Origin of the sequence: Rhizobium sophoriradicis, from assembly GCF_025200795.1 — a bacterium.
Taxonomy (GTDB): Bacteria; Pseudomonadota; Alphaproteobacteria; order Rhizobiales; family Rhizobiaceae; genus Rhizobium; species Rhizobium sophoriradicis.
This window is the reverse complement of the sequence record NZ_CP104152.1, coordinates 2,434,187-2,458,701: the sequence shown is the minus strand read 5'-3', so window position 1 is coordinate 2,458,701 and position 24,515 is coordinate 2,434,187. Positions and strand designations below refer to the sequence as shown.

Below are 24,515 nucleotides of genomic sequence, written 5' to 3'. Positions count from 1 at the left end.
CAGCCCGCCGGGCGGAGCCTCGAAGCACGCCGCATGTTGCTTCTTGCCTTTGCCTTGGTCGCGCTAAGACGCTTTCCTTGCTGCGCGGATCGTTCACGCACGCTTCCATTGGAACCTGTTGGCCTCAATCCCGAAGCGAGCGGCGTCCCCAAAAGCATGGCGGACGGACGGAACTTTGTCACCAAAGTTCAGCTGCGGACGGGCAGCGGAATTGCGGGCAAAAAAAGAGCATTTTCGAACTCAAACAGAATCGAAAATGCTCTTATAGTTCGTGCGAAGCTATTCCGGTAGCTTCGCACCGCTCGCAACTCACTCGTGGCTATTCATCTGACGTCGTCGACGCGGCGTTCTCGAGCGAGCTGCGGATTTGATCAATCTTGCCGTCGGCGTCGCCAACCCCGAGAATGGTCTTGGCTTCGTCCAGAACCGCCGGGCTGACCTCGCCGGTTTTCGTTGCGGAGGCCAACGCATCCTCCAGCGCCGCATCGCCCAGCACAGGGTCGTCGGCCGCGGGCTCTACCCCGTTGTCGAGCTCATACTGTGCGTAGGCCACGGCGTAGGCCGAAATGGCAGCCATGCGTGGATCCGATGTGTTCATCAGCGCCCGGTAATTCCGTTTCAAGGAATTCAGGCCCTTAAGCTGCGCCGACAGATTCTTCTCTTTCGTGCTTTTTGCTGCGGTGTCTGTCTTGCCGGACTTCGACTTGCCCTGTGCCTCTGACGATTTGCCTCTCACGGATTGTGATTTGGAGCTGCCATGATCGGAACCGCTGTTGTGGCCGCCGCCATTGCCGTTGCCGCCGCCATGACCGCCGCCGTTGCCACCTCCGCCACCATTGCCGCCGTCTTTTGCAAGTGCACCCATGTCGAGGCCGACAATCGTTGCCGGGCTTGCCGCAATCGCCAGCGAAAGCACGGCCAAGGACGCTAAGGTTGGTATCCGCATGGTTTCCTCCGAATGAGACCGTGCAACTGCACGACGTGGGCTGACTCGAAAGATAGATCGCTCTCGCGCGCTGCACATCGGACTGAGGTCCTGTTCAGGGGAGCGGCTATGGTCTTAGAGCAAGCGTCCGCGACACGATGTGCCGGCGGTCATGGCCGAAGCTCGCGAAGGCGCAAAAACCGGTTCCGGGAAGACTACCGCGAGGTTTCCAGGCGGCGATCGCCGCGCAGTCACCTTGACATTGACGATCGGAATATCCGAATTGCGCGCCGCATAAACAATGTCAGAAAGTTTGGAGCTGAGGTCTTAAGTCGAGTTGGTCTCAACGCAAAACAGCTTCCGCAGCAGGATTAGCAAATTCAGGTAAATTGACGATTTTCCGAACTATGTCATCCTTCAACCTGCCGCTCCCCTTCGTGCGGCATCGCTGATTAAGGCGGTATCAGCTAGTACGAAATGCCCCGTCCTGGCGGGGCATTTCGCTTATCAGGACGCCGGTACTGCCGCAGCTGATTCAAGACTCCCCTGAACTCGCTCGTCGATCGCCCTCGGCTATCATGATCGGCCACCTGCATCGCGTCAACAAAGGGGGAAGATGCATCCTGCTGTCGTGGCCAGAACAGCGGTTACGCAGATATGGGGGAAATTGCTGACAAGACTATCGGGAGCTTTCAAGGCGGCCATCGCCACGCAAAAGGTTCAGCCAGGCCTGCGACACTTTCTCTTCGGCTGAGCCCCCGAAATGACAATCGTCGTAGCGGTCGTCTCCATCGAGTAACGCGTCAGAATTTACGCCTTCGCGGATGCCGTGGCCGCTTTTCGACAGGGCCAGTTGCGCCTGTACTATCACATTGTCTGGAATATGCTCCTTGAAACCGCCGTTGCTCGGTTCGAGGCATTTCGATGCAATCGAAATGTAAACGGGTGCTTCGACGCCGTGCTGACGCAATGTGCCAACCATCGACATGAAACGTTCCTGATAGGCCTCCGCAGTGGTGCCAAAAACGAGATCTGCCTCTCCTTGCACCCAGAGGACGCTCGTTATCCGATATCCGGAATCCTGAAGCTGTTTCACTGTATCGACCAGCAGAGGATTGAAGTCACCGCCTACCGCCCATCGTGCGACCTCTGATCCGCCATATGCGAGAGGTGCGAGGATGACGTTGTCGTTTTGTCCCGATGCGATCAATTTGTTGGCGAGAAGCGTCCAGTACTCTCCCTTGGTGTTGGTCGATCCAAGAAGTGGCGACGCCGCGATGAAGCACCGTTTGTCAAAGGCGTTTACAACACGCGCGCCATAATCTGACCGGTGCCGTTGTCCACCGTAGTTGGCAGCGTTCGATTGGCCAAGAATGAGTAAGACAGCAGTTCGATCGGTTTGAGTCGGGCAGGTCACAGCGGTTTTTGATTCATCCCCGATGAGCCGTTCCTTGTCGTCGAAAGTATAACGGCTTGGAGCCGCCGGCTTCTCGCCGCCAACCATTTTCGTCAGCGCGGAAAGTTGCGGCCAAGGAAAAATCTCATGTCTCGCGCTCATGCCGCCGACAAAGTAGATGGCGATCAAGGCGGCCAAGCCTATTGCTATTGTTTTGCGCATGTCGTTCCCTTTGCAACATCCCGATGGGTCTACGGACCCGTCAAAGCTGCTCGAGCCGTGAAGGTTCCTTTAAACCAGCCACATCTGCTTGCTCGGGCATGCTCTTAAAAAAGAGTTCGTCGCGAAGATCGAAGCCCAATCGACGACATCTCGCATTGAGTCGCCGGAAACCTGCTCTAAACTATAGTCCGAACCAGTGATTGCAATCATCCGGTTGGGTGAGAGATCGTGCCTGCTATGCAGCATGCAGTACCATGGAGATACCCCGTTGCTCGTTCATGGAACCGCGGCCGCAGATTAGGGCGGCGAGACAACCGGTAGCGGCGCACCCGTTTCCATCCGAGATGCGGCATGCCTTGTGAGGCTGCCGAGTTTGGCGAGACGCCACCCCAATCTCCGTCATCCCAGGGGTTGAACCTAGGACCCGTGCCGCTGGCGTGGGCCGTGTGTGGATGCTCGGCTCAAGGCTGAGCATGACGGAGGTAGTGGGAAGCGTCACCCACACTCCGGCATTCCCAGGGACAGGACGCGAGGATAAGATGAGCGTGGTGGTAGCCGCATGATGTAGCTCCGCGAGGCGGTGCGCTTCGTAAGTCGGCTGAGTTTGGCGAGACGCCAACCCCAATCGCCGTCATCCCAGGGCTTGGCCCGAGGACCCATGCCGCAGGCGTTGGCGGCCGCCGTGTGAATGCTCGGCGCAAGGCCGAACATGACGGAGGGTGGGGTGGGCATATCGGCGAGTCAGGAGGCGCTGTGCTGGGGCATTGCCGCAGGCCCCTCGCTGCGCCAAAATCCTCATCCTCGTTTCTGTGCCTATCACATGAATCCAGCCACGGCGCGTCTGCGCCGCGAATGAACGACGTTCCTGTGACAGGCGCGGGATTGAGGACGGAGAGGTTCCTCGCCCCAGTTCACGCCAGGCGCAAATCGAGCAGCGGGTGCAGCTTCTTCAGATTCGGGAGCGATTTCGCTTGCCAGGGATGTTGGTTGGTACCCTTCACAATGAGCAGGAGGTCGCCCATTTTTCTGGCTTCGATCGTCAATTTCGCCAGGAGATTGATGCCCGACGAATTGAGGAATTCGAGACCGGTCAGGTCGAAGGTCACCTGTTTGTGCCCTTCGTGCAGGAGGGTTGTTATCAATGAATAAATCGGTGCATAGGCATCGGGTCCCGCCAGGCGGAAGACGCCATCGAAGAAGACTTCATTTTTCTCCGCCCATACGCGGAAGTTCTCGTCGCTGATTTCCATTCTTTGCTCACAAATTGGAGGAGGGTGGCATCGCTACAGCTGCCGTAGTCGTCAGTATGATCTGCTCGTCGTTATTCTCTTCGAATGTCCATGCCATTCTTGCATCGTAATCACTCAGAAGGGTGAGCAAACCCAGGCCGGAACCGCCTGCTGACGATATGGCGTTGGTTTCGATTTGCTCAAGAAGCAGTACGCCGGGCTCCTTGGATTGCAGGCGTTGCAGGAGCTGCTGAAAGCGAGATGATGTCGCGCGGTCGATGGCGTTCCGGACTCTGATCAAAAAGCTTCCCTTGACCATGCCGGCTTCGATCAGGATCTCGCCGGGCTGTCGAAATTTCACGGCATTTTCGATCAGCTCGTTGCTGAGATATCCGATGTCATGATGCGCCTGCAGGTAATCCTTCTTCGAACGGGAATAGGGCAGGGCCATGATCTCGGCGATGAAGTCCGACGTCATTCCCGAGTGCCTCCATCCAAGCTGAAGTGGCCCGTCGCTCAACGTGAGGCGAGCGCCGGAATCCAGGCTGATGTCCACCAGAGATTCGAGACCGTATATTTTGGCCGTCATGTCTCACCTATGTCGCACTGCGAGAAGCGTGATGTCGTCGTAAATCTTCTGGGATCCGATGAAGAGCATTAATGTCGCGACAATTTCCGAAACGACTTTCTCAGCGCTCTGATCCTTCAAGCGGAGCGCTTCCCTGCACAGGCGCTCCATGCCGAACAGTTCTCCCGCATCGTTTTCGGCTTCCGTCACCCCGTCGGTATGCAGGAGGATCAGGTCGCCTTTCTCGAAGGCTATTTCACGGGTTTTGATGAAGGCGGAAATATCGGCTTCCAACCCGATCGGTATGCCGAGTTCCATCGTGTCGATCCGTTGAATCTCGCCGTTTGCCCGCACGATGACGACTTCCTCGTGCTGGCCCGACAGGATCATCTCTTTGCCGTCATAGTCGAGAAAGGCGAGCGTGAGATGCTTGTCGATTTTGGTCCTGACGATGTTCTTGAACAGGGCGCTGTTCAAATTGGCCAGAAACTCGACGGCGTCGGTATTTCCTGCTTCCTGCAGAGCGCGGGCGACGGATTGGACCATCAACATCAGCACGCCGCTTTCGAGCCCATGGCCGGTGACGTCGCCAATGCCGATCTTCAACCGCTTGCCGTTCTTCAGGACGTCGTAATAATCGCCGCCGACTTCTTCGGCAGGCCGCATATAGGCTGCAATCTCGATGTCCTGGAATTCTTCGAGCTCCTGTTGCAGCGGAAGAACCATCATCTGGATTCTCTCGGCGACGGCGAGCTCCGTTCCGAGACGGCGATTTTCCCGCTGGAGCTGGGCGTTCAGCGCCGAGATCTCTTCCTTCGCATCTTCGATCTGGGCCGTTCGTTCCTCGACCAGCTGCTCGAGATTTTCGGTGTGATAGCTGATCCGTTCGGCCATCCGGTTGAAGGCTTCGCCGGCAACACCAACCTCATCCTTGCTCGATATCGCCACCCGAACCGAATAGTCTTGCGCCTCAATTCGTTTGGCGGCACCCGCAAGGGCCCGGATGCCGCTCGTTATGCGTTTCGAAGCCGCAAACACGGCGATCGCCACGATCAGCAGCGACATCAGGATTGCGAGGATCTGGTAGATCACGATCCGGTTGGTGGCCTCGGATATCTTGGCCTGGGCGGCATAGAGGGAAGCGTCGATTTCCCGTTCCGGCACAACCACCCCAAGCAGCATCGCCTCTTGCCGAACCGGGCCGCTGGACCAGAGATTGGTCGCAGGCAGCTTCTTGACGATGACGATATAGGGAACTTCGTTGCCGTCCCGCTGCAACAGCAGGTGCTGGATGCCCTGTTCGCGGTCGAGCGCCAGTTTCGCGATCGCCGGCTGTGAGCTTCCTTTCAGCGAACGCTCCAGCCCGGTCACGCCGGTTCCGCTCGCACCGCTCGCCGAAACCAAGCCGAGCGTCTTTTCGCCTGTACTGTTGATTGCGACAACGTTGCCGTCGGACATTGCCAGGAATCCGAAGCCGGACTGGGCGACTTTCACATTTTCCACCGTCTGGGCGAGCTGGTCGAGCGTAATATCGGCGCCGGCCGTCCCGGCGACATCCTTCCTGTCGGCGGTCCAGAGCGGATGAAAGAAACTGACGATCAGCTTGCCGGTAATGGCATCGGTATAGGGCGCCGTCTGGGTGATGTCGTCACCGACGGGCCGCGTTTTCGCGTCCCTGGCCCAGCTTTGCCAGGACTCATAGAGGCCGGGGAAAAAGAAGTCCCAGAAATCGGCCTCGTTGTGCCCGGGGTAGAGGCGATCGAAAGTCTGGGCCTGGTCGGTGTAGGGCGCCGTCCTGAAGATCGGTCGTGCCTTCGGTCCGATGTAGTACATCTGCAGCTTTGAAGCGCCGTGCTGCAGGAGGCTCGGGGCAACCAGATCGAGAACTGCGCTTGTCTCTATGTCGCGCTCAACGTCGGGCCTTGGCTGATGGTCCTGACCGAGCAGATAGCCCCAGACGCTGACGACCGAAGCGGAGCCGGGCGCGTTCTGAGACCATTTCCCCTTCTCGTCGTAAGACAGCTTGACGCTGCCGGGAGATGTGCGGGCGATCGCTGTGCCGACGTCGGAATTGCGGGTGGGATTGTCGATCTGCGCCTGGAGCACGCCTGCCAGAGTGTCGACGTCGTTGTGAACCTGCCGCAGGAGCAGGCTCACCTGGGCTGCGGTCGAATCGGCATAGGTGCGGATGTATTCCTGGCTCGCGGCTTCCAGGCCCTGGCCGACTTCGAGCGTCGCGTCGCGCGAGAGCCTCTGAACGTTCCAAAGTGCCAGGCCGCCGCTGACCAGCAGGTCGAAAAGGACGGCGCCACCGACGACCAGGATGAACTTTGCTCGAAACGAGCGCAGTCCGATCGGTCTCTTCGATGCTTGACCATCCATCATAGCGGCTTTCGACCAGAGGCTGCCCAGATCGGCCAGCCTGCATAACCTTTGGGGTGAAGAGCGGCAAAGACGTGATCCTTGAATCCCTGCCGGAACCTGCGAATGAAATCTGGTGAGTCGCCGCGGCGCACCGCCATCTCGCCGGCATAGACGCTTTCCCAGGCTTCGATCATGTCTGCGAAGTCCTGCGGATCGCCGTCGAGATTGGTCACCATGAAGCAGTCGACCTTGATGTCATCGAAGCCGGCGTTGAGGAGAAGATGCCGGCTTTTCGGTCCCATCTCGACATCCATGTCGAAGTGGCTGAACAGCTTGGCGACTTCCTCGTAAGTCCATTTTATCGATTCGGCGTGCGGCTCGCCAAGGCAATGCGAATTCTTTTCGTTGGTGATGTAGACACGGCCGCCTGGCTTGCAGATGCGATAAAGCTCCCGCAGCAGCATCTCGGGGCGGTCGAAAATCTGCAGCGAGTGCCGGCAGGTGACAAAGTCGAACTGATCGTCTCGAAGCAGCATCTGGGAGGCGTCGCCATAAGTGTATTCGATGCCTCGCAGATCGAAGTCGGCAGCGACCCTGCGGGCATAGTCGAGACTGCGCACGGAGTGATCCAGCGCGACAAGGCGGGCCGGTTTGAATTCCCGCTGAACCAAGGTCGCGAAATCACCGATGCCGCAGCAGATATCCGCCATGGCAGCAACACCGCTGCGCAGACCGTGGCGCGGCAAGAGTTCGCGCTCATGCCTCCAGGTCATTTTCGTCTGCGTGCGCAGGATGGGAATGAACGACTCGTCCTCGACAAAGCTCTGTCCGGGATAAAACGCCGAATCATAGACCTCGACCGACAGGTTCGGCAGCGATGCCGCCAGCATCTCGAATAGCGAAGCAGACCATGCCATCACGCTCGAGGTAATGATCTTGATGTTCCGTTCCGGCCTCGTTCGGCAGCCGGCCGCGAGGATATCGCACAGAGCGGTGAAGGCCGTCATGTTGATGTGCGTCAGGCGTTTGACGTTCAGGTAAACGATGCCGCTGTATTTTTCCAAACTCTGCCGCACCAGCTCGAGCGCATCGGCAATCTCAGCGGCACTTTGGGGCCGCATCTTGCCGGACAGCACGACCTCCTGATTTGTCGGATCAAACCGCACGGTGAAGGGCAGGGACAGCAGGTTCATTGAAAATCCTCGGCCGAGGGGAAATCGGCAATGATGCCGATCCCGTCCGCGCCGTCTTTCTCGATGTGGATGGCGGCGCCGAATATTGTCGCCAAATTGCTGAGCAAAGCCCCATCGGACTTCGTGACCAGGCGACCGGACCCGTCGTCGAGGCCAGGCTGGATTTCACCTGCCCCTGCCTCCATGTGTTTGCGGCGAAACTCCTCATCGCAGGGAAACGCAATTCGCAGCCGATTGTAGGTCGCGCTGCGCGCGAGGCTGAAACTGATCTTGCCCCGTCCGTTCGTCGCGCGGAAAGCGAGTTCGATGAGTTCGTTTGCCGCGACTGAAAGAAAGTTGGCGTACCGCGCGGGATCGCTGTGACCCTGGCCGAGAATGTCGGAGAGATATTCGGTAATCTCGTCGCAAAACTGCCATTGAGATTTGAACACCGCAACGTTCATTTCCAGCGATACCATCGGCACAAATGCGTGGTCGTCGAAGCGGGATGCTTCCTCTTCCAATGCACCCTCCTTTCGTCTGTCTGGAGCGTCAGATTCGCATGCGATCTAGGAGCATGGCGAAAAGTCGTTAAAGCACTATTGTCGAGCGTGGATCTTGGATGCGTCCGCGCGGGTAATGAATTCGTCAATTGCCTCCACGGGAAGCGGCCTGCTCACCAGATAGCCCTGCAGCCTGTCGCAGCCGACGCTGTGCAACCATGCCGCCTGACCTCGCGTCTCGACCCCCTCGGCTGTAACCTGCATGTCGAGGTCATGTGCAAGGTTGACGATGCATCGGACGATTGCCTGGCTTTTCAGATCGGTTTCGAGATCGGTGATAAAGTATTTGTCGATTTTGATCGTATCGAAAGGAAATGTTTTCAGATAGCTCAGGGACGAATATTCCGTCCCGAAATCATCAAGAGAAATTCGGATGCCCAGCACATTGAGAGTGTTCAGGGTGTCGATGTTGTTGACGGTGCGCTCGAGCAGCACGCTTTCGGTTATTTCGAGCTCCAGACGTTCGGGCGGAAGTCCGACAAGATCCAGCGTCTGGGAAATCCGGTCGGTGAGGCCGCTTGTCAGGAATTCAGCCGCGGACAGGTTGACGGCGACGATGTAGTTCTCGGGCCACTTCATCGCCTCAAGGCATGCCTGCTCCAAGACCCACGCGCCGATCTCGGGCATCATTCCATCCGCTTCGGCCATCGGAATGAACGACGCTGGCGGAATCTTTCCGAGCAGGGGATGGTGCCATCTCAGCAATGCTTCGAAGCCGACGATGCTGCCGCCCTCGGCGATGGGCTGGTATTCGACATAAAATTGCTGTTGCACCAGGGCCATGCGCAGGCTGCGGCGCAGCAGTTCCCGCTGCTCCAGCAGTTCAAGCATTGCCGGGTCAAAGGCTTTTGCCCGACCGCGCCCATCTTTCTTGGCGGTGTAGAGTGCGAGGTCGGACGCCTTCATAAGCTCCTCCGGAGTTGTACCGTCCGATGGAGCCGTGGATATGCCGATGCTGGTGCCGACAAAGACTGCGATGCCGTTGATCGTGAATGGTTTTTTGAACGCAGCAACCAGATCGTCCGCCAAACGATGGGCTCTGGCCGGATGTCCCGAGCCCACCGATATCACCGTGAATTCGTCACCGGCCAGCCGATAGGCTCTGTCATCGCTGGAAAGGCAGGCTAGGATACGCCTTGCCGCCGATTGAAGAAGCTTGTCGCCGGCGGCATGGCCGAGCGTGTCGTTGACGGGTTTAAAATCGTCGAGGTCAAGTTGCATCAGCGACAGTGTCTCGCTCGCGCCTGCGGTTTCCTGCAACAGGGCGGTCAGGTCTTCGCTGAACTGGCGCCGGTTCGGCAGTCCGGTCAGCGGATCATGGGTTGCGAGATGCAAAAGTGTTGCGCGCTCATCATCGGCCCGTTCCTCGGATCGGACCACGGCAAACAGGTCGCCGATCCGGTAGATCGTCAGGCCGGGTGAGCCGGGGGCGCCGAGCTCGCCCGATATTCGCAAAGGCTGGGCATTATCATCCAGTGAATGGAAAGCACGCGTAATGGCTGATTTGTCCAGCTCAGGAAAATGCTCCCAGAAGGAGGCGGCTGGTTTGACGTATGAGGGCAGCGCATTGCCGAGCAGATCCTCGATGGGATTGAAATCGCGGTCAAAGAACAAAAGCCGGTCCATCAAGCTCGAAGCTTCTGCCTCCGGCTTTCCGAGGGCTAAACGGGCAGCAGGAATTTTCCGCATGTAGGAGGCTCTCCCTATCGAATATCCTACCAGATATTATAGCAACTCTACTCCTGCACAACTTGTGCTCGTCAAGATTTACATTAGGCATTTCTGATTAACAATCCCCAAACCTCCGCCCGGCGTGTTCGCCGCTGTGGACGCCCGCAACTGATGCGACGAGGTTGATGGCGGCCATTGAGAGAGCCGCCGCGGGGGGCGCGAGAGAAGGAATTACCGTGCGATATTCGTTCAATCCGGCTCAGCCAAAGGCATCCCACAATTCACGCACCATCTGGCGCAGCGCCAGAGCCTCGGCCCATCTGTCTGTCGAATCGTTGCCGTCTCTGCCGGTGATCGCATAGGGTTTGGGACCTAGCTCGCAGGTAAAAACCAGCTCGGCGTCATCGGCGGCACGGGATCGCCAATGGCGAAAACCATAGTCCCACCATTGCAGGAAGAGATCGACCCAGGGCCGGTGGTGCGGAAAGGCGATTTCGATCTGTACCTGTTCGCGTGAGGCGACGCGACCATGAAATGCATGGGCATTCTGCAGGACGCGCCTGACATGGGCGTGGTTTTCCTCATCGACCGGAAAGGCGAATTCGCGGCCGACCAGGAAATGCGACAGATCGGCCAACAGCGGCAGTTCGGGACGCCGGTCGAGCAGATCCAATGTGAAGAACAGGTCCGTCGTCATCCGGTCGCGATGGGTTTCGATGAAGACCGGAATGCCGGCATCTTCGGCGAGCCGCATCCAACCGTCGAGGAGCGGCAGGCAAGCCTCGACGCGGCGGAGGCGGATATCGGGCTGCAGGTTGACGTGGCTGACGGGAAAGGCCGCGGCAAGCTCCAGCGGCAGCCGCAGATCCTCGACTGAGCGGGGAAAGCAGACCGCCTCGATCTTCAGCCCGCTGCCTCGGAGCGTCTCGTTCAGCAAAACGACATCCCGGCGGTTGGTGTAATGCGCGCTGATGCCGTCGAAGCCCGCCTGGCGAATCATCGCGATGTTCTCGTCAAGTGTGCGCTCGAATCCGTCCGTGTGCCGGCGCTCCATGGCCCAGAGCGACTGGAAGATGAGCAGCTTCTGCGTCATGCGGCCCGCGCGCTTTTCAGAAGCATCTTGAGGTTGACGCTCGGGTCTGCCAGCGCCGCGGGCGAGGGACTGACACCTGCGGCAATCAGCAGTTCGGCAAGCTTGATATCCTTGGCCAGGCCATTGCCGATACCAAGGCCGGCGGCCGCCACGAGGCGGCCATCGTCGAGATAGAATTCGAGCTCGCCCGCCGGTATCAAGCGCCGGACAGTCTGATGGGCGGGCTGCGGCTGCCCCGCCACCTGCAGGCCCAGATCGTACTGGTCGGACCAGAACCAGGGAATGGCGGCAAACGCCTCGGCGGTGCCGGCCATGTTGCGCGCCGCGGTCTCGGCCTGCGTTCTGGCGTTGCGCCAGCTTTCATAGCGGATATGTCCTCCGGCCGGTTGGGCGACCGCCGCGCAATCGCCTGCCGCATAGATGTTCGGCGCGCCGGTGCGAAGATAGGCATCCGTCAGAATGCCATTGCCGGTGGCCAGTCCAGCCGCTTCCGCCAGGGCGATGTCAGGCAGGACCCCGATCGCGCTGACGACGAGATCGGCGGGCACCACGCTGCCGTCGGTCAAGGTGACGCCATCGTCGCCGATTGCCGCCACAGCCCGATCGAAATGAAAACGCACGCCTTCGGCGGCATGTCTGATGTGCAGCTTGTCGGCAAAGCGGGCAGGGACTGCGCGGCCCAAGGGCTTGGGCGCGGCTTCGATCACGCTGACCGCAACGTTTCTGCTGCGAAGCACCGATGCGAGCTCCATCCCGATCAGACCCGCGCCGATGATCGCGACGCTCCGGCCGGGGGTGATGTTGGAGAAGATCGCTTCGGCGTCGGCGTGGGTGCGGAAGTCGAGTGCACGCTCGGCGCCGGGGCAGGCAAGCCGTCTCGGCCGTGCGCCGGTGGTCAGAAGCAGCTTTTCGTAACGCAATATCCGACCGTCGCTTACCGTCACGGTCGCGGCGTCGGCATCCAGCCTGGTGGCCGACATACCCTTGAGATAGGTGATGCCTGCTGCATCAAGCGCATCTGGCGCGCAGATCAGCTTCATCTGCACCGCACCGTCGACAGTTTTCGACAGGGGCGGCCGTTCATAGGGCAGATGGGGTTCGGCGCCGACCAGCGTGACGGATCCGCGATAGCCTGCTTCGCGCAGTGCAAAGGCCGCCCGGGTCCCGGACTCGCCCGCACCGATAATGACGATACCGTCCATGCTGTTCTCCTGAAAAGAGCGGCCGGCGCTCGTGAGGAGGAGACGCCGGCCGGGGAGGATCAGTTCTTCTTGGCGTATTCGGTCATGTTCTGGGGCGTGACCAGTTCGAAAGGCACCCAGACTTCCTTGTCGACGCTGTTGCCGTGGGCAAGCGCGACGGCTGCGTCGACGGCGCTTGCCGCCTGTTGTTTGGCGTTCTGGAAGACGGTCACGTCAAGATCGCCCGCCGCCATCGCAGCCAGTGCGTCCTGCGTCGCATCGATGCCTACGACGATGACGTCGTCCATCGACACGCCGGATGCCTTGAGCGCCTGAATGGCGCCTAGCGCCATCTCGTCATTATTGGCGAAGATCGCGTCGATCGGACGGCCTGCCGTGAGCCAGTTCGTGGTCAGATCCATGCCGTTAGTACGGGTCCAGGCGGCGGTCTGCTCGTCGGCGATGGTCACGCCCTTGCAATCGCCTGTCGCCAGCGTTTCCTTGACCGACGAGGTGCGGTCGCGCGAGGCCTGATGCGCGAGATCGCCCATCAATATCCCTTCTTCTTCAGCAATTCACAGGCGGCCTCGGCGCCGAGCCTTCCGGAATCGGTTTCCTTCGAGCCGACATAGGCCTGCTTTTCCGGAAGCTTGTCGATATTTTCCGGCTCGAGATTGAGGTAGACGAGCGGAATGCCGGCTTTTCGGGCCGCCTCGCTGATGCCGGTGGCGGCCGAGGTGTCGGCGAGCGTCATGATGATCGCATCGACCCCCGATGCGATGAAGTTGTCGACCTGGCTGCGCTGTTTGGAAACGTCGGTCTGGGCATCCTCGATCTGCAGGCTGACGCCGGTGAGCTTGGATGCCCTTGCCTGCAAGCCTTCGCGCAGCAGGGTCTGGAAATTATTGTCGAAACTCTGCATCGAGACGCCGATCGTCTCGGCCGAGGCAGCAGTCGTCGTCAGGGCGGCCAGGACGGCCGCCACACAGATTGATTTCATCTTATCCTCCCAAGGGGCGCCGGGCCGCCCGATCCGTTCCGGAGGCTGTTCAGGCCTGCTGATGTCGCGGGCTCAGATCAGAGCCACGCGAACCTCTCCGTCGATCACCTCCGCCGGATAGGTTTTCAGGTTCTCGCAGGCCGGCAGCCGCAGGGCCTCGCCGGTGCGATAGTCGAAGGCGCCGGAATGTTTCGGACATTCCACCTCGAAATCCATGACCAATCCGTCGGCGAGATGGATCGCCTCGTGGGTGCAGAGCCCGGCGGTGCAGTAGACGCTGTCGTCGGGGCCGCGGTAGATCGCGTAGGTGCGTCCGCCATGGTCGAAGCGGATGGCGCCTTCCTGTTCGATGTCGTCGAGTTTGCCAGCTGTGACCCAGGTCATTCGGCGGCTCCTTCGACTTCCAGGCGCGCCTTGCGGGCGGCGAGTTTTTCCTTGCGCCTGCGGTAGCGCTCCTGCATCTGCGCCTCGCCTTCGGGGGAGCCGTCGTGCCAGGTGCCGAACCACTTATCGAGCGGGATCAGCGCGTCGCCGTAATTCACCTCGAAATATTTGTGGTGGAGGTAATGCGCATAGGCGTGGCTGTCGACCAGCCCATCCTTGCCGATCTCGACCTTGTCGAAGCCGACATGGCCGGGAATTGCCCCGAAGCCGGCATAATGCAGCTGGTAGAGCATGATGATCGGGTTGGAGGGCAGGAGCAGATGGTAGAAGGCCGTTCCGAAATAGAGCAGATGCTCCACCGGATGCATCGACAGCGACGACCAGGGTGAGGGGTTGACCGAATTGTGGTGGACCGAATGCACCCATTTGTAGAGGAAGGGCGTGTGGATGAGCCGGTGGATGCAGAAGAAGTGGAACTCGTGAATGATCGGAACCACGAGCGCGACGAGCGCCAGTGTACAGGGATTTTCGGCGAAGCCGAGCCAGGGCGCATAGCCGTTGGCATAGGCCCAGAGCATGCCGACCTCGACGGCGGTCCAGATCACCACGCCCGACAGGAAGGTGCGTAGCATATTGTCGAGGTTCTGGCGCTGGAACCAGAAGGCGCTGTTTTTTTGCTCGGCCGGGAACTTGCCATTGTACTTGAAGCGGTTTTCCTGCCGCTTCAGCACGTAGAGATGCAGTTCGAAGGCGCCGTAGAACAGCAAGACCGCGACGGCGTTGACCGCGTAAAGCCAGGCGATCCAGCCGAGACTCAGCGTCCGCATCGTTTCAACAGGGGGGATGATCCAGGCCCAGTAGGCGAGCGCGGAGATGGCAAAGATCAGGTTCCAGGGCAGGAAATAGTGCGGCAGCCATTTCAGGACCGCCGTCAGCTGCGGCGGGAAGGCGAAAAGCGGCGCGGTCTCGACCGGCCGGTCCGGCGCCCAATCGCCGCGCTTGTTGCGCTTGCCGAATTTCAGATCATCCATTCGCATCTCCTCCGAAGCGCCGGACGTCTCCGGGCCCGCACATGTTTTGCTAGAGGAGAGCGCCACTTGCGCCTCGATCCGCCGGGTCCTCGCCGCGCCGGATCGCCTCCCCGATGCGAAACTAGCAGCGGGAGCTCCGAACGGCGAAGCCTTCTTTGATCTAATTAGATCAAAGCCCTTCCTTGGTGATGGTGATGAAACGGATCGGTGCCTGGTCCGGTTTGATCTCGGTCAGGCCGATGCGGTGCAGAACGAGATCGAGCGCGCGGCGCGCCTGCGCCTCCGGCGCCTGGTCCAGCACCACGTCCATGACGCCGTCCAGCAAGGCTGCGCGCGTATAGTCGGTCAATTCGTGGCCGACGAAAAACACGTCGCGACCGCCAGGATGCCGGCGCAGCACCTCGATCAGGGCGGAATTGGCGCCGCCGGCATTATAGAGGCCGGCAAGGTCGGGATACATCTCCAATGCCGACCACAGCCGATCGGCGCTGGCGCGCTCCTCGTCGCCACCAAATCCCAGCCACTGGAAGCTGGAGGCGCCGGGATGATCGCGAAAATACTCCGAAAAGCCGCGGATCCGATCGCGGTGCACCTGATAGATCGGATGGCAGATGGCAACGACAGGTCCGGTCCGACGCGCCATTCGGCAGATGTAGAGCGCGGCCGTCCGGCCGACGGCCTCATTGTCGATGCCGATAAATTCGCCGACGCGCTCGGAAGCGCGGGTGACGACGTGGACGACGGGCAGGCCTTGCGAATCTACCTTCTCCACCGCCGCGCCGATCAAGGGGCTGCTCGGCACGGCGAGGATCAAGCCGGCGCGGGGAAGGTCGGTGGACAGGATACGCCGCGCGATCGCCTCGGCATTCATCTCGTCGGTGAAACTGCGGTGCACGACGACCAATGGATCAAGGGTCGCGGCAATTCTTTCGAAGGCGAGGGAAAGGCGGCGATAGAAGCTCGTTTCCGGACGCACCATCAGCACTTCTATCCGGAGAAGGCCGCGATGGGCGTCGGGAAGCTTGCGCGGGTAATCCAGGCTGCGCGCGGCGGATATCACCTTCTCGACCAGCTCCGAGCGCACACCGCCGCGCCCGTTCAGGACCCGCTCGACCGTGGCGGTTCCGACGCCGGCGTGGCGGGCGATATCCCGATAATTCGGCTTGCTCATTTCCAACGTCCCCGGACGCTCGCGTGACGTCGGCGATCGTATGCGCAAGCTGTCCTTCTTCATACACCTCAGCCTCAAAACCCACAGCGGTATTCGGGCGGATCCAGGCGAGCCCAGGAGGCTTGTGTCGCGGGGGCGGCCGATCTATGATTTCGGCATTCAGCATGAGATTGCAGGCAGTATTTCACCGTTAAACCGGACGCGAAGGCTTTGTCCGCCGGCCGGGCCGAAGGAGCTGGCAATGAAAATTCTCATGGTTCTCACATCACATGATCAGCTGGGAAATACCGGGAAGAAAACGGGCTTCTGGCTCGAGGAGCTCGCCGCCCCTTATTTCGTCTTCCGCGACTTCGGAGCCGAGGTGGCGCTCGCTTCGCCCAAAGGAGGTCAGCCTCCGCTCGATCCGAAGAGCAACGAGCCGGCCTTTCAGACGGAAGACACGCGACGCTTTGAACGGGACCCGGCGGCCACGGCGGCGCTCGCCAATACGCTGAAACTGTCCGACGTCGACCAGGCGGATTATGACACCGTGTTCTTTCCCGGCGGCCATGGCCCGCTCTGGGATCTGACCAACGACAGCAATGCCCACGCCGTGATCGAGGAGACGCTTGCGGCCGGAAAACCGCTGGCGCTCGTCTGCCACGCGCCGGGGATACTGACGAAGGTCAAGGCACCCGATGGCGGGCCGATCGCCAAGGGGCGGACTGTCACCGGCTTTACCAATTCCGAGGAGGCCGCCGTGCAGCTCGTCGAGGTCGTGCCCTATTTGCTCGAAGACGTGCTGAGAGAGCAGGGGGCAAAGTTTTCGGCGGCGGAAGACTGGGCCGTGCATGTAGTCCAGGACGATCAGCTGATCACCGGACAGAACCCGGCTTCTTCGAAGCAGGCCGCTCGTCTGCTGCTCAATGCGCTGGGCGAGCAGGCAGCGGCCTGAAGGCAGCGGCGGCGCAAGGCGCGGCAAGCTTGCAACCCAGATGCGGGCCGCCATCTTCCACAGTTCCAAAGCATGCCGAGCTGACACCCGCACAGCTCCGAGCGATTTTTCTTGAAGAAAAGATCGATCCCATGTCGGATCGGCAAAGGCTTGTCCGTCCTTAGCCCGTTCATCCCGTCCACCAGAAGGAACACCACCATGCCGAACACCATACGCCTGCACCGCGTTTTCGCGACCAGCCCGGAAAAGGTCTATCGCGCCTTCATCGAGGCAGACGCGCTTGCCAAATGGCTTCCGCCGAACGGTTTTCTCTGCACTGTGCATCATCTGGAACCGGCCGTCGGCGGCACCTTCAGAATGTCCTTCCGCAATTTCACCACCGGCAACAGCCACGCCTTCGGCGGCGAATTCCTCGAGCTCGTCCCGGGCGAAAGGGTCCGCTACACCGACAAGTTCGAAGACCCCAACCTGCCGGGCGAAATGGATGTCACCGTGACGCTGAAAAAAGTCTCGGTCGGCACCGAAGTGAACATCACCCAGGCTGGCGTGCCCGACGTCATCCCGCCCGAGGCCTGCTACCTCGGCTGGCAGGAATCGCTGCGCAATCTTGCCAAGGTCGTCGAGCCGGATATCAACGAATAAAGCGGCTGCGCCAGCCTTGAAAGCGGCCACCCAGCTGCGCCTGCTTTCTGGCGCCGCGCTTTGCCTCTCCGCCCTCATCCGGCAAATATCCCTGGAATGAGAGCGGAAAGGTGGGTTTCCATAGAGGTCCGGGTCACGGCCGACCGGCGATCTATCGCTGCTAAGCCGCGCGTTGACCGATCGGATCTATCGTTCCGGGTGCAGGAGGCAGCGAGGAGAGCCAGAGGGAATAGGCCAGGGATAGGCCCGTCGACCAGAAGACCATCGGCAGTGTCATCACCGCGGACATCAGCTTGGCCATTTCGTGCGGATCGAGGTCCCAGGAAAATGGCGCCGCTGTCGGCGCCGGCGCGGTATGAAGGGGCTCGAGGCCTGTCCTTTGCATGTCTTCGAGCACCGCCGTGGTGGCGGCTTGCTCGGCCAATGAGGGGTTCTGAACTGGAACGATGGCAGTTTTAACGTGGTTTTCGGCTTCGCCGGACATTTGGAGCTCCTTGTTTTGCTTCCGCTGTAGAAAGCCTGTCCGGGACAAGAAGCTTCATGACATCTCAATGAAATGGTCGGCGCGACGCAGCCGGTGCGAATACGGCGGGGAAGGTTCAATGGCGAGCCGGTGACGTCGCCCAGCGCGAAACCTGTCTTTCCTGTCATATCGGCAACGTGAAAGACCGCGACTAGGTTTTCACACGCTAGGCGCCTTGAGCTTGTCTTCTAAAGCTCAATGCCGCGTTTCGCCAGCGCCTGGCGCGCCGCCGATGCGCCCCAGTCCTCGTCGGGATCGCGGCCCTCGATCTCGGTTGCGGCGATTGCCGTTGCCCGGATCAGCGGTACGGAGCCGAAGGGCATGCCGTCGATCCGGCGAGGATCACGGCTGAGGATGATGCGGGTCAGGGGGTGGTAATCCTCCGACAGCCGGCAGAACAGGATGGCGCCATGGTTTTCGACATCGCGTGCGACGCGGTAGCCGTCGGCCACGAGATCGCCGAGGTTGATCAAAAGGGTTCCCCAGTCGGCGATGGTCGCCGCATCCAGCGTGGCGGCGCCGAATTCCATGAAGAGTTCGCATTCGACGCCGTTCTCGGGTTCGGAGATGCCGGCCCAGGGTGTGGAGAGACCGTCGGTGGCAAGGATCATTTTTCCCGGCGCATCGATCGCCAGGATCCGGCGGTGCGGGCCGAACCACTTGGTCTGGGCACAGACATTGGCCGCGGCGCGCTCGGCGGCAAAGCCCTCGCGCACGGTGCCACGGCTCTGCCAGAAGGCACGGCGGGCACTTGCGGCGCGCTCGTAGATCGGGTCGTCGGGGCCGCGCGGCACGATCGTCTGGTCGAAACTGGTTTCGATCGTGACCTGCGCCCGCATGAAGGGAAGGGCCGGCTTCTTCCAGCGGACGACCACCCGGTTGAAGCGCTCGGTCGTCGCCTCATCCAATCTTTCGACGACATCGCCGATGACGCGCAGCGGATCGCGCGAAGCGTCCGACACGGGCTTTCCGGTCGCATCGCGGTAGCCGCCCGTGCTTGAGGAATGCCCGGCCTGCATGGTGGTGGCGGCCCATTCACCGCTGACGGCGGCCGCCGGCGCCTTGGAGAGAACCGGGACGAGCTCCCGAATTGCATCGTCAATCGAATAGATGCCACGTCGCCCCTTCCGCTGTCGGATGATGCCCCGCTGCGGCCGGTCGGCCGCGAGCATAGGCTAGGGCAGAGGCGTTGCCGTTCAATGACAGGCGAGATAAGGGCGGGGTGGAGTATGTATGGACCGTGCGGTTGGTTCGCCTAACGCCTGCGATTTCCGCATGCGTCCGCCGATCCGTCAACTTTGATTATGTTAAGACGCAGACTCTTCTGAGACGCTGAAGGAAGCCATTCACCGCGCGGATGCGCGGTGAATGGTACATTGCGTGCAAAGCCTTGTAGCGGGCATAGCCCTCAATTGCTCCCATCGTTGGGGCGGGCCTTGGCGCTGTCGTTGCTGCTGTCCGAGGCGGTTTTGCCGTCGGGTTGCTGGCCGAAATAGCTGCCGCCAAGGTGGCCGCCGGCGCTGGTGTTCCTGACCTGTTGTTCGGCGCGGTTCTGAAGTTCACGAGCGTTGGTCTTGCTCATTTTCGGCTCCATGTTTCAGGTTGCGACCTCTTACCAACCGATGCGCGGCGACACTGTTCCAAATTTTCTGCGCCGACCCTCCTCGCCGCGACCTCATGAATGGCTGGAACTGTTCAGGCTTTTTGCGGTTTTCCCTATTCAACCAAGGAGAAACGACAATGGGCATGACGACACCCAAGGACGGCGCCCCCGGCACCACCGATCAATCCCCCCGATGGGAAGGACCGAAGGGCAATAGGCCGCGTGGCTACCTGAAGGCCAAGGACGATCCGGACAAGAACCGCGACGCCAACGACGAAAACAACCGCGACCCTGAAATGAAGGATTTCAGCGACGCGATGAAGCAGAAAGGCGAATGAGATGGGCAATCCCGAAAAAGACGCAGCCGGCCAATTCGCCAAATCCCGGGCCGACCGAAAGGCCACCGGTGTTACGAGCGCCAAGCCGACCGTCATTACCGGCTCGGAGGATGCCACGGTCAACCGAAACCCGCCGGGCAAGAAAAAGCCGGAGAAGGATTGGGACATCAACTATGATCCCGCCGATATGAATGAGGGCCGCATGCGCTAGGAGGCCAGGCTCGGTGGGATCCCAGAAGTGCTCGGGTATGCGCGCTGGAGCTGGGCACATCGAAGCCGGAATGCTCCGCCGCCTCTTCCCGTGACAGCGAGACGGCGGGCGCGTCAAAGCCGACGGCTGATGAGCGCGGCGATCTCACGAAAGGGAATGCCTTCTTCGGCGACCGCCAGGTGGCGCCGAAGCTATTCGACGAGGGATTCTACTTGACTACTTTCACGCTCAACACGCCTTCTTCGGTCTTTCCCTCTTCATAGGGCGAGCGGATGACGAGTCGGTCGCTGCCGGTGTAGCCGGGATCGGATGTGTAGTAGCCGACGACGCCGTTGACCTTGATCGTTTCGCATTTCGACGCTTTTCCGTCGAGCTTGGGGAAGAGCGGTTCGTGGACGATTTCGAGACGCCCGTGTTTGGGCCGTTCGACGATATTGATGGCGGGGTAGTCGATATGGCGGCAGTCGTCGTCTATGTGCCAGTTCTTGGCCACCAGCGTTCTGACGCCGCTTTGCGCCGTGATCGACAGCGACTGCCGGCGGGAGCTTTCGGGCGTCGTCGTGCAGCTCGAAAGCGGAATCACCGTAGCTGCTAATATCAAATATACAAATGCGTTCACTTCAAATCCTCAACTTTGGCTTGAAGGAATATTTGATTTCTTCATTGTGTCAATTGAACTGAGGGCCTGACGGGAGGCGCATCCGCCTCGCCCTTCGAGGTCCAGCCTTCGAACTTCCGCTACTCAGGGAGGCTCTCTCGAGCTTAGGCCCGGGCATCCTTCATCGTCTGCCATCCGGGCTCATAGATGAGGAGCATGACCGACGATCTCCGTGGTGCACAACATCTCGGAGGTATTGTTCGTCTGATGGTGACGTCGCCCCGTCCCGTTATACGGCGGAGCGACGTTTGTCCGGCCGGAGCCGCCGTGAACAAGCCACGACAAAGCGGCCCAGTTATTGCAGCGTGCGCGTCTGGACCTGCTCGGTCGGGTGGTTGCTCGGGGATATGGGGGAAGCGCTGGCTTCCAGGCCGGTCGCCACGACCGAGACGCGGAACCTGCCGTCCAGGCTGCGGTCGAAGATCGCGCCGACGACGATATCGGCATCGTCCTGTACTTCGTCGCGAATGCGGCTTGCCGCCTCGTCGACCTCGAACAGCGTCATATCAGACCCGCCGGAGATCGAGATCAGCACGCCCCTGGCGCCCTTCATCGAGATATCGTCGAGAAGCGGGTTGGCGATTGCCGCTTCCGCCGCCTTCATCGCCCGGCTTTCGCCGGCGGCTTCGCCGGTGCCCATCATGGCGCGGCCCATGCCTTGCATGACCGACTTCACGTCGGCAAAATCGAGGTTGATCAGGCCTTCCTTGACGATGAGATCGGTGATGCAGCCGACGCCGGCAAAGAGCACGCGGTCGGCCGTCATGAAGGCATCGGCGAAGGTGGTTTTTGCGTCCGCGATGCGGAAGAGGTTTTGATTGGGGATGACGATGACGGTATCGGCGGCCTGCCGAAGCGCCTCGATGCCGACTTCCGCCGTCCGCATGCGGCGATTGCCCTCGAACGTGAAGGGCTTGGTGACGACGCCGACCGTCAGGATCCCGGCCGCGCGTGCCGCACGCGCGATGACGGGGGCTGCGCCGGTGCCCGTACCGCCGCCCATGCCGGCGGTGACGAAACACATATGCGAGCCGGCCAGGTGATCCATGATCTCGTCGATCGACTCCTCGGCGGCTGCATGACCAACCTCAGGCAGCGAACCGGCACCCAAGCCCTCCGTCACATTCGCGCCGAGCTGAATCCGGCGCGACGCCTTTGAGGTGGCGAGAACCTGGGCGTCCGTATTTGCGGCGACGAACTCGACGCCCGCCAGCTTTTCCGCAATCATGTTATTGATGGCGTTGCCGCCGCCCCCGCCGACGCCGATAACCGTAATATGCGGCCGTAGTCCCGAAATGCCGCTCTTGGCGTCCGTCATCGCACTCTCCTTAATGATGCAATCTTGCGCCGCGCCCTCGTCGCGGACAGCGAATCGACAGTGAGGATAAACGCGCAACAAGGCGGAGGCGAGGCGAAAGACGTCCGGGGCGGCGACACACCTGTGATTGTTGCCCTGATGGAGATTGCCACCACGCTCTTGCGGATTTCGATCAGAAGCTTCGAGAGAGTGTGAACCAAAGGCCTGCCTCGGTGTTTACAGACATGCCTCACTTCTCCGAAAGGACCGACCGATGCAAAGAGTTCTCCTATCAGGCATTGTCCTTGCCGCGCTTACCGGCTCCACCTTCGCACAACAATCGCCACCTCCACCTTCCGCCGCAACGCCACCCACCGCGACCGAGCCTAGCTCGCCTCCGCCGCCGCCAGCCCCGCCGGCTCAGCCCGCTCCCGATGATGACGAGCGGATGATGGGCAGCCCGAATGCACGGTCCGGAGATCGCCCGGACTACCGGTGGCACGGTTCGAAGGGCGACATGGGTTTCCGAGATTTCCGCGGCCATCGCATGCCGCGGCCGTCGAAGGCCGCCCATTTCCAGATTGAGGACGGAAACACACGGATCGATCTGAAATGCGCCGAGGACGAACCGATGAAAGCCTGTTCCGACCTGCTGCTGGAGGTGATTGATCGCCTGCAGGGCCAGAACTAGCCTTTTTCGGCAGTCGCGTTTGCCGACCGGCGAAGGCAACTGATCGCTACTGCTCGAACTCGATGCAGCGGACGTTGCCGCGTGGTTGAAAGCATTGACCGCCCAAGCGTCGCGCCAGCTTCGGTTTCTTGTCAGAGGGCGAGGGTGAGATGCGGGATGCGTCGACTGGATCCGTGTTCAGCAGTGCGCCGCCCGCCAAGCGGCCGGTGGCTGAGCGAAGGCGCGGGAGAAGGCGCGGTTGAAGGCAGCTTCGGTGGCGTAGCCGGCGTCATAGGCGATCGCTGCAATCGGCTGGCTTGTCGTGGCCAGTGCCACGCTTGCCAGATAGAGCCGCCAGTCTCTGATATAGCGGATCGGCGATGTCGCAAGCATCGTTTGAAAGCGTTCGGCGAGCGCGCTGCGCGACGATCCCGATGCTGCGGCCAGCAGCTCCAGCGACCAGTCACGCCTGGGATCGTCGTGGATCAGGGAGAGGCAGCGCGAGAGCGCAGGGTCGGCCAGCGCTGCCAGCAAGCCAATCGCGTGAGGTTTGGCCATCATGATCTGATGGCGCAGGATCTCGATGAAGATGATTTCGGTCAACCGCGGCAGCATCGAGATGCCGCCGGCGCGCGGGCTATCGACCTCCTCGACCATCTGGCGGATAGTGGCGCGCAGCCAGTCGCGATCATTGGCCGCCCGCGTCCTGACATGGATCATTTTCGGCAGCGCCTGGCGCAGCGGCGCAAAGCTCAGCCCATCCCATTGCAGATAGCCGCAGAGCAGCCGCACGCTTTGCGCCGCCTCGCCATAGCGCAGCACCGGAATCTCCCGCCACGGCTTCTGCGGCAAGTCGCGGGTCGGCAGCACCAGCGTGCCATTTTTTCCCACACCCAGCTGATGTCCGGTGCCGAAGGGAAAGACTAGGACGTCGCCGGCTTCCAGATCGGTCTCTTCGTCTTCCGCTTTCAACCAGCAACTGCCCGCCACGACGATATGGAACGGCATGGTGCCCGTAGCCCTTGCCGAGAGGCCTGCAAGCGACGGCGCGGCATCGGTCTGCCAATCGCCAGTCGGCATGAAGCAGAACTGCAGTGATCCCGAAAGACGGATCGTCGAAAGCAGCGCCGACAGCACGTCATCACGGGTGACGCCGCCCTCAGTACCTGGATTTTCGGACAAGGCTTCACGCATTCCGGCCAAATACGCGCGCGGCGCACCCTCCTATCATGGTCGCGTTCAGTCCAAGCAATCTTGAATTCAACTGGGAGAATACTATGCAAAGCCAAAGCGATAAACTGGTCGTGCTCGTCACCAAGGGCATCGAATCCGAACTTTCCTCCGTCGCCTTCACCATAGCCAATGGCGGGATTACCGCCGGGCTCAAGGTTTCGGTGTTCCTCACCAGTACCGGGATCGACCTGGTGCGCAAGAGCGGCCAGCGGATGACGCATGTGCCGCCGCTCGATCCGCTCTCGACATTGATTGAGAATTTCCAGCAGCGCGGCGGCTCAATCTGGGCATGCCCGCCCTGTGTGGCTTCGCGCGGCTATACGCAGGAGGACCTGCTCGATGGCGTCGTCATCGTCGGCGCCAGCGCCATGCATGCCGAGATCAGGCAAGGTGCCGCGACGCTGTCGTTTTGATCAGTCAGACCGGGTGGGAGCAT

Annotated in this window: 25 protein-coding genes and 2 pseudogenes; 6 read left to right on the top strand and 21 right to left on the bottom strand. The window is 60.7% G+C overall.

Annotation, left to right across the window (positions count from 1 at the left end; translation table 11 throughout):
- Positions 1 to 319: 319 nt before the first annotated feature.
- The 14 genes and pseudogenes from N2597_RS12305 to N2597_RS12240 form a co-directional block, all read right to left on the bottom strand.
- The gene (locus tag N2597_RS12305) at positions 320 to 946 is read right to left on the bottom strand and encodes a hypothetical protein (RefSeq protein WP_183599186.1); all 627 of its coding nucleotides are present in this window, start codon (positions 944 to 946) and stop codon (positions 320 to 322) included.
- A 658-nt stretch (positions 947 to 1,604) separates the two neighbouring features.
- Positions 1,605 to 2,543, bottom strand: a complete 939-nt coding sequence (locus N2597_RS12300; protein ID WP_096761963.1) for a sialate O-acetylesterase — start codon at positions 2,541 to 2,543, stop codon at positions 1,605 to 1,607.
- A 911-nt stretch (positions 2,544 to 3,454) separates the two neighbouring features.
- On the bottom strand, positions 3,455 to 3,793 hold the full coding sequence (locus N2597_RS12295; RefSeq protein WP_010030401.1) for a slr1659 superfamily regulator: 339 nt from the start codon (positions 3,791 to 3,793) through the stop codon (positions 3,455 to 3,457).
- A 7-nt stretch (positions 3,794 to 3,800) separates the two neighbouring features.
- Positions 3,801 to 4,361: a slr1658 superfamily regulator gene (locus N2597_RS12290; protein WP_038689727.1), complete on the bottom strand. Its 561-nt coding sequence runs from the start codon at positions 4,359 to 4,361 to the stop codon at positions 3,801 to 3,803.
- Between the two features lie 3 nt (positions 4,362 to 4,364).
- Positions 4,365 to 6,725, bottom strand: a complete 2,361-nt coding sequence (locus tag N2597_RS12285) for a SpoIIE family protein phosphatase (protein WP_183599188.1) — start codon at positions 6,723 to 6,725, stop codon at positions 4,365 to 4,367.
- On the bottom strand, positions 6,722 to 7,897 hold the full coding sequence (locus tag N2597_RS12280; protein WP_096761961.1) for a class I SAM-dependent methyltransferase: 1,176 nt from the start codon (positions 7,895 to 7,897) through the stop codon (positions 6,722 to 6,724). The genes N2597_RS12285 and N2597_RS12280 overlap by 4 nt, the downstream gene beginning before the upstream one ends.
- A complete protein-coding gene (locus tag N2597_RS12275) occupies positions 7,894 to 8,400 on the bottom strand; it encodes a hypothetical protein (RefSeq protein WP_096761960.1) in 507 nt (168 codons plus the stop codon). The genes N2597_RS12280 and N2597_RS12275 overlap by 4 nt, the downstream gene beginning before the upstream one ends.
- Before the next feature lie 75 nt (positions 8,401 to 8,475).
- Positions 8,476 to 10,128 (bottom strand): putative bifunctional diguanylate cyclase/phosphodiesterase, encoded by a 1,653-nt coding sequence (locus N2597_RS12270; RefSeq protein WP_096761959.1) that lies wholly within the window; start codon positions 10,126 to 10,128, stop codon positions 8,476 to 8,478.
- Positions 10,129 to 10,369: 241 nt separating this feature from the next.
- Complete coding sequence (locus N2597_RS12265; protein WP_183599190.1) at positions 10,370 to 11,203, bottom strand: sugar phosphate isomerase/epimerase family protein; 834 nt, start codon at positions 11,201 to 11,203, stop codon at positions 10,370 to 10,372.
- Positions 11,200 to 12,405: an NAD(P)/FAD-dependent oxidoreductase gene (locus N2597_RS12260; RefSeq protein WP_096761958.1), complete on the bottom strand. Its 1,206-nt coding sequence runs from the start codon at positions 12,403 to 12,405 to the stop codon at positions 11,200 to 11,202. Before N2597_RS12260 ends, N2597_RS12265 begins: the two co-directional genes overlap by 4 nt.
- Positions 12,406 to 12,464: 59 nt before the next feature.
- Positions 12,465 to 13,384, bottom strand: a pseudogene (locus N2597_RS12255) (substrate-binding domain-containing protein).
- A gap of 72 nt (positions 13,385 to 13,456) precedes the next feature.
- Positions 13,457 to 13,768 (bottom strand): MocE family 2Fe-2S type ferredoxin, encoded by a 312-nt coding sequence (locus N2597_RS12250; RefSeq protein WP_096761957.1) that lies wholly within the window; start codon positions 13,766 to 13,768, stop codon positions 13,457 to 13,459.
- Positions 13,765 to 14,799, bottom strand: a complete 1,035-nt coding sequence (locus tag N2597_RS12245) for a sterol desaturase family protein (RefSeq protein ID WP_077989407.1) — start codon at positions 14,797 to 14,799, stop codon at positions 13,765 to 13,767. The genes N2597_RS12250 and N2597_RS12245 overlap by 4 nt, the downstream gene beginning before the upstream one ends.
- Positions 14,800 to 14,968: 169 nt before the next feature.
- The gene (locus tag N2597_RS12240; RefSeq protein WP_183599192.1) at positions 14,969 to 15,970 is read right to left on the bottom strand and encodes a LacI family DNA-binding transcriptional regulator; all 1,002 of its coding nucleotides are present in this window, start codon (positions 15,968 to 15,970) and stop codon (positions 14,969 to 14,971) included.
- 241 nt (positions 15,971 to 16,211) lie between these two features.
- Here N2597_RS12240 and N2597_RS12235 point away from each other — a divergent pair, with 241 nt between their 5' ends.
- Both N2597_RS12235 and N2597_RS12230 read left to right on the top strand, forming a co-directional pair.
- On the top strand, positions 16,212 to 16,904 hold the full coding sequence (locus N2597_RS12235; RefSeq protein ID WP_183599194.1) for a type 1 glutamine amidotransferase domain-containing protein: 693 nt from the start codon (positions 16,212 to 16,214) through the stop codon (positions 16,902 to 16,904).
- A 198-nt stretch (positions 16,905 to 17,102) separates the two neighbouring features.
- Entirely contained in the window at positions 17,103 to 17,546 is a 444-nt protein-coding gene (locus N2597_RS12230) for an SRPBCC family protein (protein ID WP_096770933.1), read from the top strand.
- Between the two features lie 160 nt (positions 17,547 to 17,706).
- Here the strand turns inward: N2597_RS12230 and N2597_RS12225 are convergent, their stop codons facing one another.
- From N2597_RS12225 to N2597_RS12210, 3 genes are all read right to left on the bottom strand, one after another.
- Positions 17,707 to 18,030 (bottom strand): hypothetical protein, encoded by a 324-nt coding sequence (locus N2597_RS12225; RefSeq protein WP_183599196.1) that lies wholly within the window; start codon positions 18,028 to 18,030, stop codon positions 17,707 to 17,709.
- Between the two features lie 227 nt (positions 18,031 to 18,257).
- The gene (locus tag N2597_RS12215; protein WP_225881457.1) at positions 18,258 to 19,241 is read right to left on the bottom strand and encodes a hypothetical protein; all 984 of its coding nucleotides are present in this window, start codon (positions 19,239 to 19,241) and stop codon (positions 18,258 to 18,260) included.
- 236 nt (positions 19,242 to 19,477) lie between these two features.
- Positions 19,478 to 19,651: a hypothetical protein gene (locus N2597_RS12210; protein WP_183599197.1), complete on the bottom strand. Its 174-nt coding sequence runs from the start codon at positions 19,649 to 19,651 to the stop codon at positions 19,478 to 19,480.
- Between the two features lie 158 nt (positions 19,652 to 19,809).
- On the opposite strand from N2597_RS12210, the gene N2597_RS12205 reads away from it, so the two are divergent.
- Together N2597_RS12205 and N2597_RS12200 are read left to right on the top strand one after the other, a co-directional pair.
- Positions 19,810 to 20,010 (top strand): hypothetical protein, encoded by a 201-nt coding sequence (locus N2597_RS12205; RefSeq protein WP_009992991.1) that lies wholly within the window; start codon positions 19,810 to 19,812, stop codon positions 20,008 to 20,010.
- Between the two features lies 1 nt (position 20,011).
- Complete coding sequence (locus N2597_RS12200) at positions 20,012 to 20,221, top strand: hypothetical protein (RefSeq protein ID WP_183599199.1); 210 nt, start codon at positions 20,012 to 20,014, stop codon at positions 20,219 to 20,221.
- Here the strand turns inward: N2597_RS12200 and N2597_RS12195 are convergent.
- From N2597_RS12195 to ftsZ, 3 genes and pseudogenes are all read right to left on the bottom strand, one after another.
- Positions 20,178 to 20,400: pseudogene (locus tag N2597_RS12195) on the bottom strand (hypothetical protein); the annotation flags it as partial. The gene N2597_RS12200 and the pseudogene N2597_RS12195 overlap by 44 nt on opposite strands.
- Before the next feature lie 29 nt (positions 20,401 to 20,429).
- Positions 20,430 to 20,840, bottom strand: a complete 411-nt coding sequence (locus N2597_RS12190) for a hypothetical protein (protein WP_039620602.1) — start codon at positions 20,838 to 20,840, stop codon at positions 20,430 to 20,432.
- Between the two features lie 334 nt (positions 20,841 to 21,174).
- Positions 21,175 to 22,197 carry a cell division protein FtsZ gene (gene ftsZ / locus N2597_RS12185; RefSeq protein ID WP_183599201.1) on the bottom strand — a complete coding sequence of 341 codons (1,023 nt, stop codon included), beginning with the start codon at positions 22,195 to 22,197 and terminating at the stop codon, positions 21,175 to 21,177.
- A 253-nt stretch (positions 22,198 to 22,450) separates the two neighbouring features.
- Between ftsZ and N2597_RS12180 the strand changes: the two genes are divergently transcribed.
- Positions 22,451 to 22,867 carry a hypothetical protein gene (locus N2597_RS12180; RefSeq protein ID WP_077989404.1) on the top strand — a complete coding sequence of 139 codons (417 nt, stop codon included), beginning with the start codon at positions 22,451 to 22,453 and terminating at the stop codon, positions 22,865 to 22,867.
- A gap of 177 nt (positions 22,868 to 23,044) precedes the next feature.
- On the opposite strand, the gene N2597_RS12175 is transcribed toward N2597_RS12180, so the two are convergent.
- The gene (locus N2597_RS12175) at positions 23,045 to 24,040 is read right to left on the bottom strand and encodes an AraC family transcriptional regulator (protein ID WP_183599204.1); all 996 of its coding nucleotides are present in this window, start codon (positions 24,038 to 24,040) and stop codon (positions 23,045 to 23,047) included.
- Between the two features lie 83 nt (positions 24,041 to 24,123).
- Between N2597_RS12175 and N2597_RS12170 the strand changes: the two genes are divergently transcribed.
- On the top strand, positions 24,124 to 24,492 hold the full coding sequence (locus N2597_RS12170; protein ID WP_009994894.1) for a DsrE family protein: 369 nt from the start codon (positions 24,124 to 24,126) through the stop codon (positions 24,490 to 24,492).
- Positions 24,493 to 24,515 lie beyond the last annotated feature (23 nt).

Bases quoted from the DNA above. Each gene is read 5' to 3' on its own strand.
- N2597_RS12305 (WP_183599186.1), bottom strand. From the start codon at position 946: ATGCGGATACCAACCTTAGCGTCCTTGGCCGTGCTTTCGCTGGCGATT.
- N2597_RS12300 (WP_096761963.1), bottom strand. From the start codon at position 2,543: ATGCGCAAAACAATAGCAATAGGCTTGGCCGCCTTGATCGCCATCTAC.
- N2597_RS12295 (WP_010030401.1), bottom strand. From the start codon at position 3,793: ATGGAAATCAGCGACGAGAACTTCCGCGTATGGGCGGAGAAAAATGAA.
- N2597_RS12290 (WP_038689727.1), bottom strand. From the start codon at position 4,361: ATGACGGCCAAAATATACGGTCTCGAATCTCTGGTGGACATCAGCCTG.
- N2597_RS12285 (WP_183599188.1), bottom strand. From the start codon at position 6,725: ATGATGGATGGTCAAGCATCGAAGAGACCGATCGGACTGCGCTCGTTT.
- N2597_RS12280 (WP_096761961.1), bottom strand. From the start codon at position 7,897: ATGAACCTGCTGTCCCTGCCCTTCACCGTGCGGTTTGATCCGACAAAT.
- N2597_RS12270 (WP_096761959.1), bottom strand. From the start codon at position 10,128: ATGCGGAAAATTCCTGCTGCCCGTTTAGCCCTCGGAAAGCCGGAGGCA.
- N2597_RS12265 (WP_183599190.1), bottom strand. From the start codon at position 11,203: ATGACGCAGAAGCTGCTCATCTTCCAGTCGCTCTGGGCCATGGAGCGC.
- N2597_RS12260 (WP_096761958.1), bottom strand. From the start codon at position 12,405: ATGGACGGTATCGTCATTATCGGTGCGGGCGAGTCCGGGACCCGGGCG.
- N2597_RS12250 (WP_096761957.1), bottom strand. From the start codon at position 13,768: ATGACCTGGGTCACAGCTGGCAAACTCGACGACATCGAACAGGAAGGC.
- N2597_RS12245 (WP_077989407.1), bottom strand. From the start codon at position 14,799: ATGGATGATCTGAAATTCGGCAAGCGCAACAAGCGCGGCGATTGGGCG.
- N2597_RS12240 (WP_183599192.1), bottom strand. From the start codon at position 15,970: ATGAGCAAGCCGAATTATCGGGATATCGCCCGCCACGCCGGCGTCGGA.
- N2597_RS12235 (WP_183599194.1), top strand. From the start codon at position 16,212: ATGAAAATTCTCATGGTTCTCACATCACATGATCAGCTGGGAAATACC.
- N2597_RS12230 (WP_096770933.1), top strand. From the start codon at position 17,103: ATGCCGAACACCATACGCCTGCACCGCGTTTTCGCGACCAGCCCGGAA.
- N2597_RS12225 (WP_183599196.1), bottom strand. From the start codon at position 18,030: ATGTCCGGCGAAGCCGAAAACCACGTTAAAACTGCCATCGTTCCAGTT.
- N2597_RS12215 (WP_225881457.1), bottom strand. From the start codon at position 19,241: ATGCTCGCGGCCGACCGGCCGCAGCGGGGCATCATCCGACAGCGGAAG.
- N2597_RS12210 (WP_183599197.1), bottom strand. From the start codon at position 19,651: ATGAGCAAGACCAACGCTCGTGAACTTCAGAACCGCGCCGAACAACAG.
- N2597_RS12205 (WP_009992991.1), top strand. From the start codon at position 19,810: ATGGGCATGACGACACCCAAGGACGGCGCCCCCGGCACCACCGATCAA.
- N2597_RS12200 (WP_183599199.1), top strand. From the start codon at position 20,012: ATGGGCAATCCCGAAAAAGACGCAGCCGGCCAATTCGCCAAATCCCGG.
- ftsZ (WP_183599201.1), bottom strand. From the start codon at position 22,197: ATGACGGACGCCAAGAGCGGCATTTCGGGACTACGGCCGCATATTACG.
- N2597_RS12180 (WP_077989404.1), top strand. From the start codon at position 22,451: ATGCAAAGAGTTCTCCTATCAGGCATTGTCCTTGCCGCGCTTACCGGC.
- N2597_RS12175 (WP_183599204.1), bottom strand. From the start codon at position 24,040: ATGCGTGAAGCCTTGTCCGAAAATCCAGGTACTGAGGGCGGCGTCACC.
- N2597_RS12170 (WP_009994894.1), top strand. From the start codon at position 24,124: ATGCAAAGCCAAAGCGATAAACTGGTCGTGCTCGTCACCAAGGGCATC.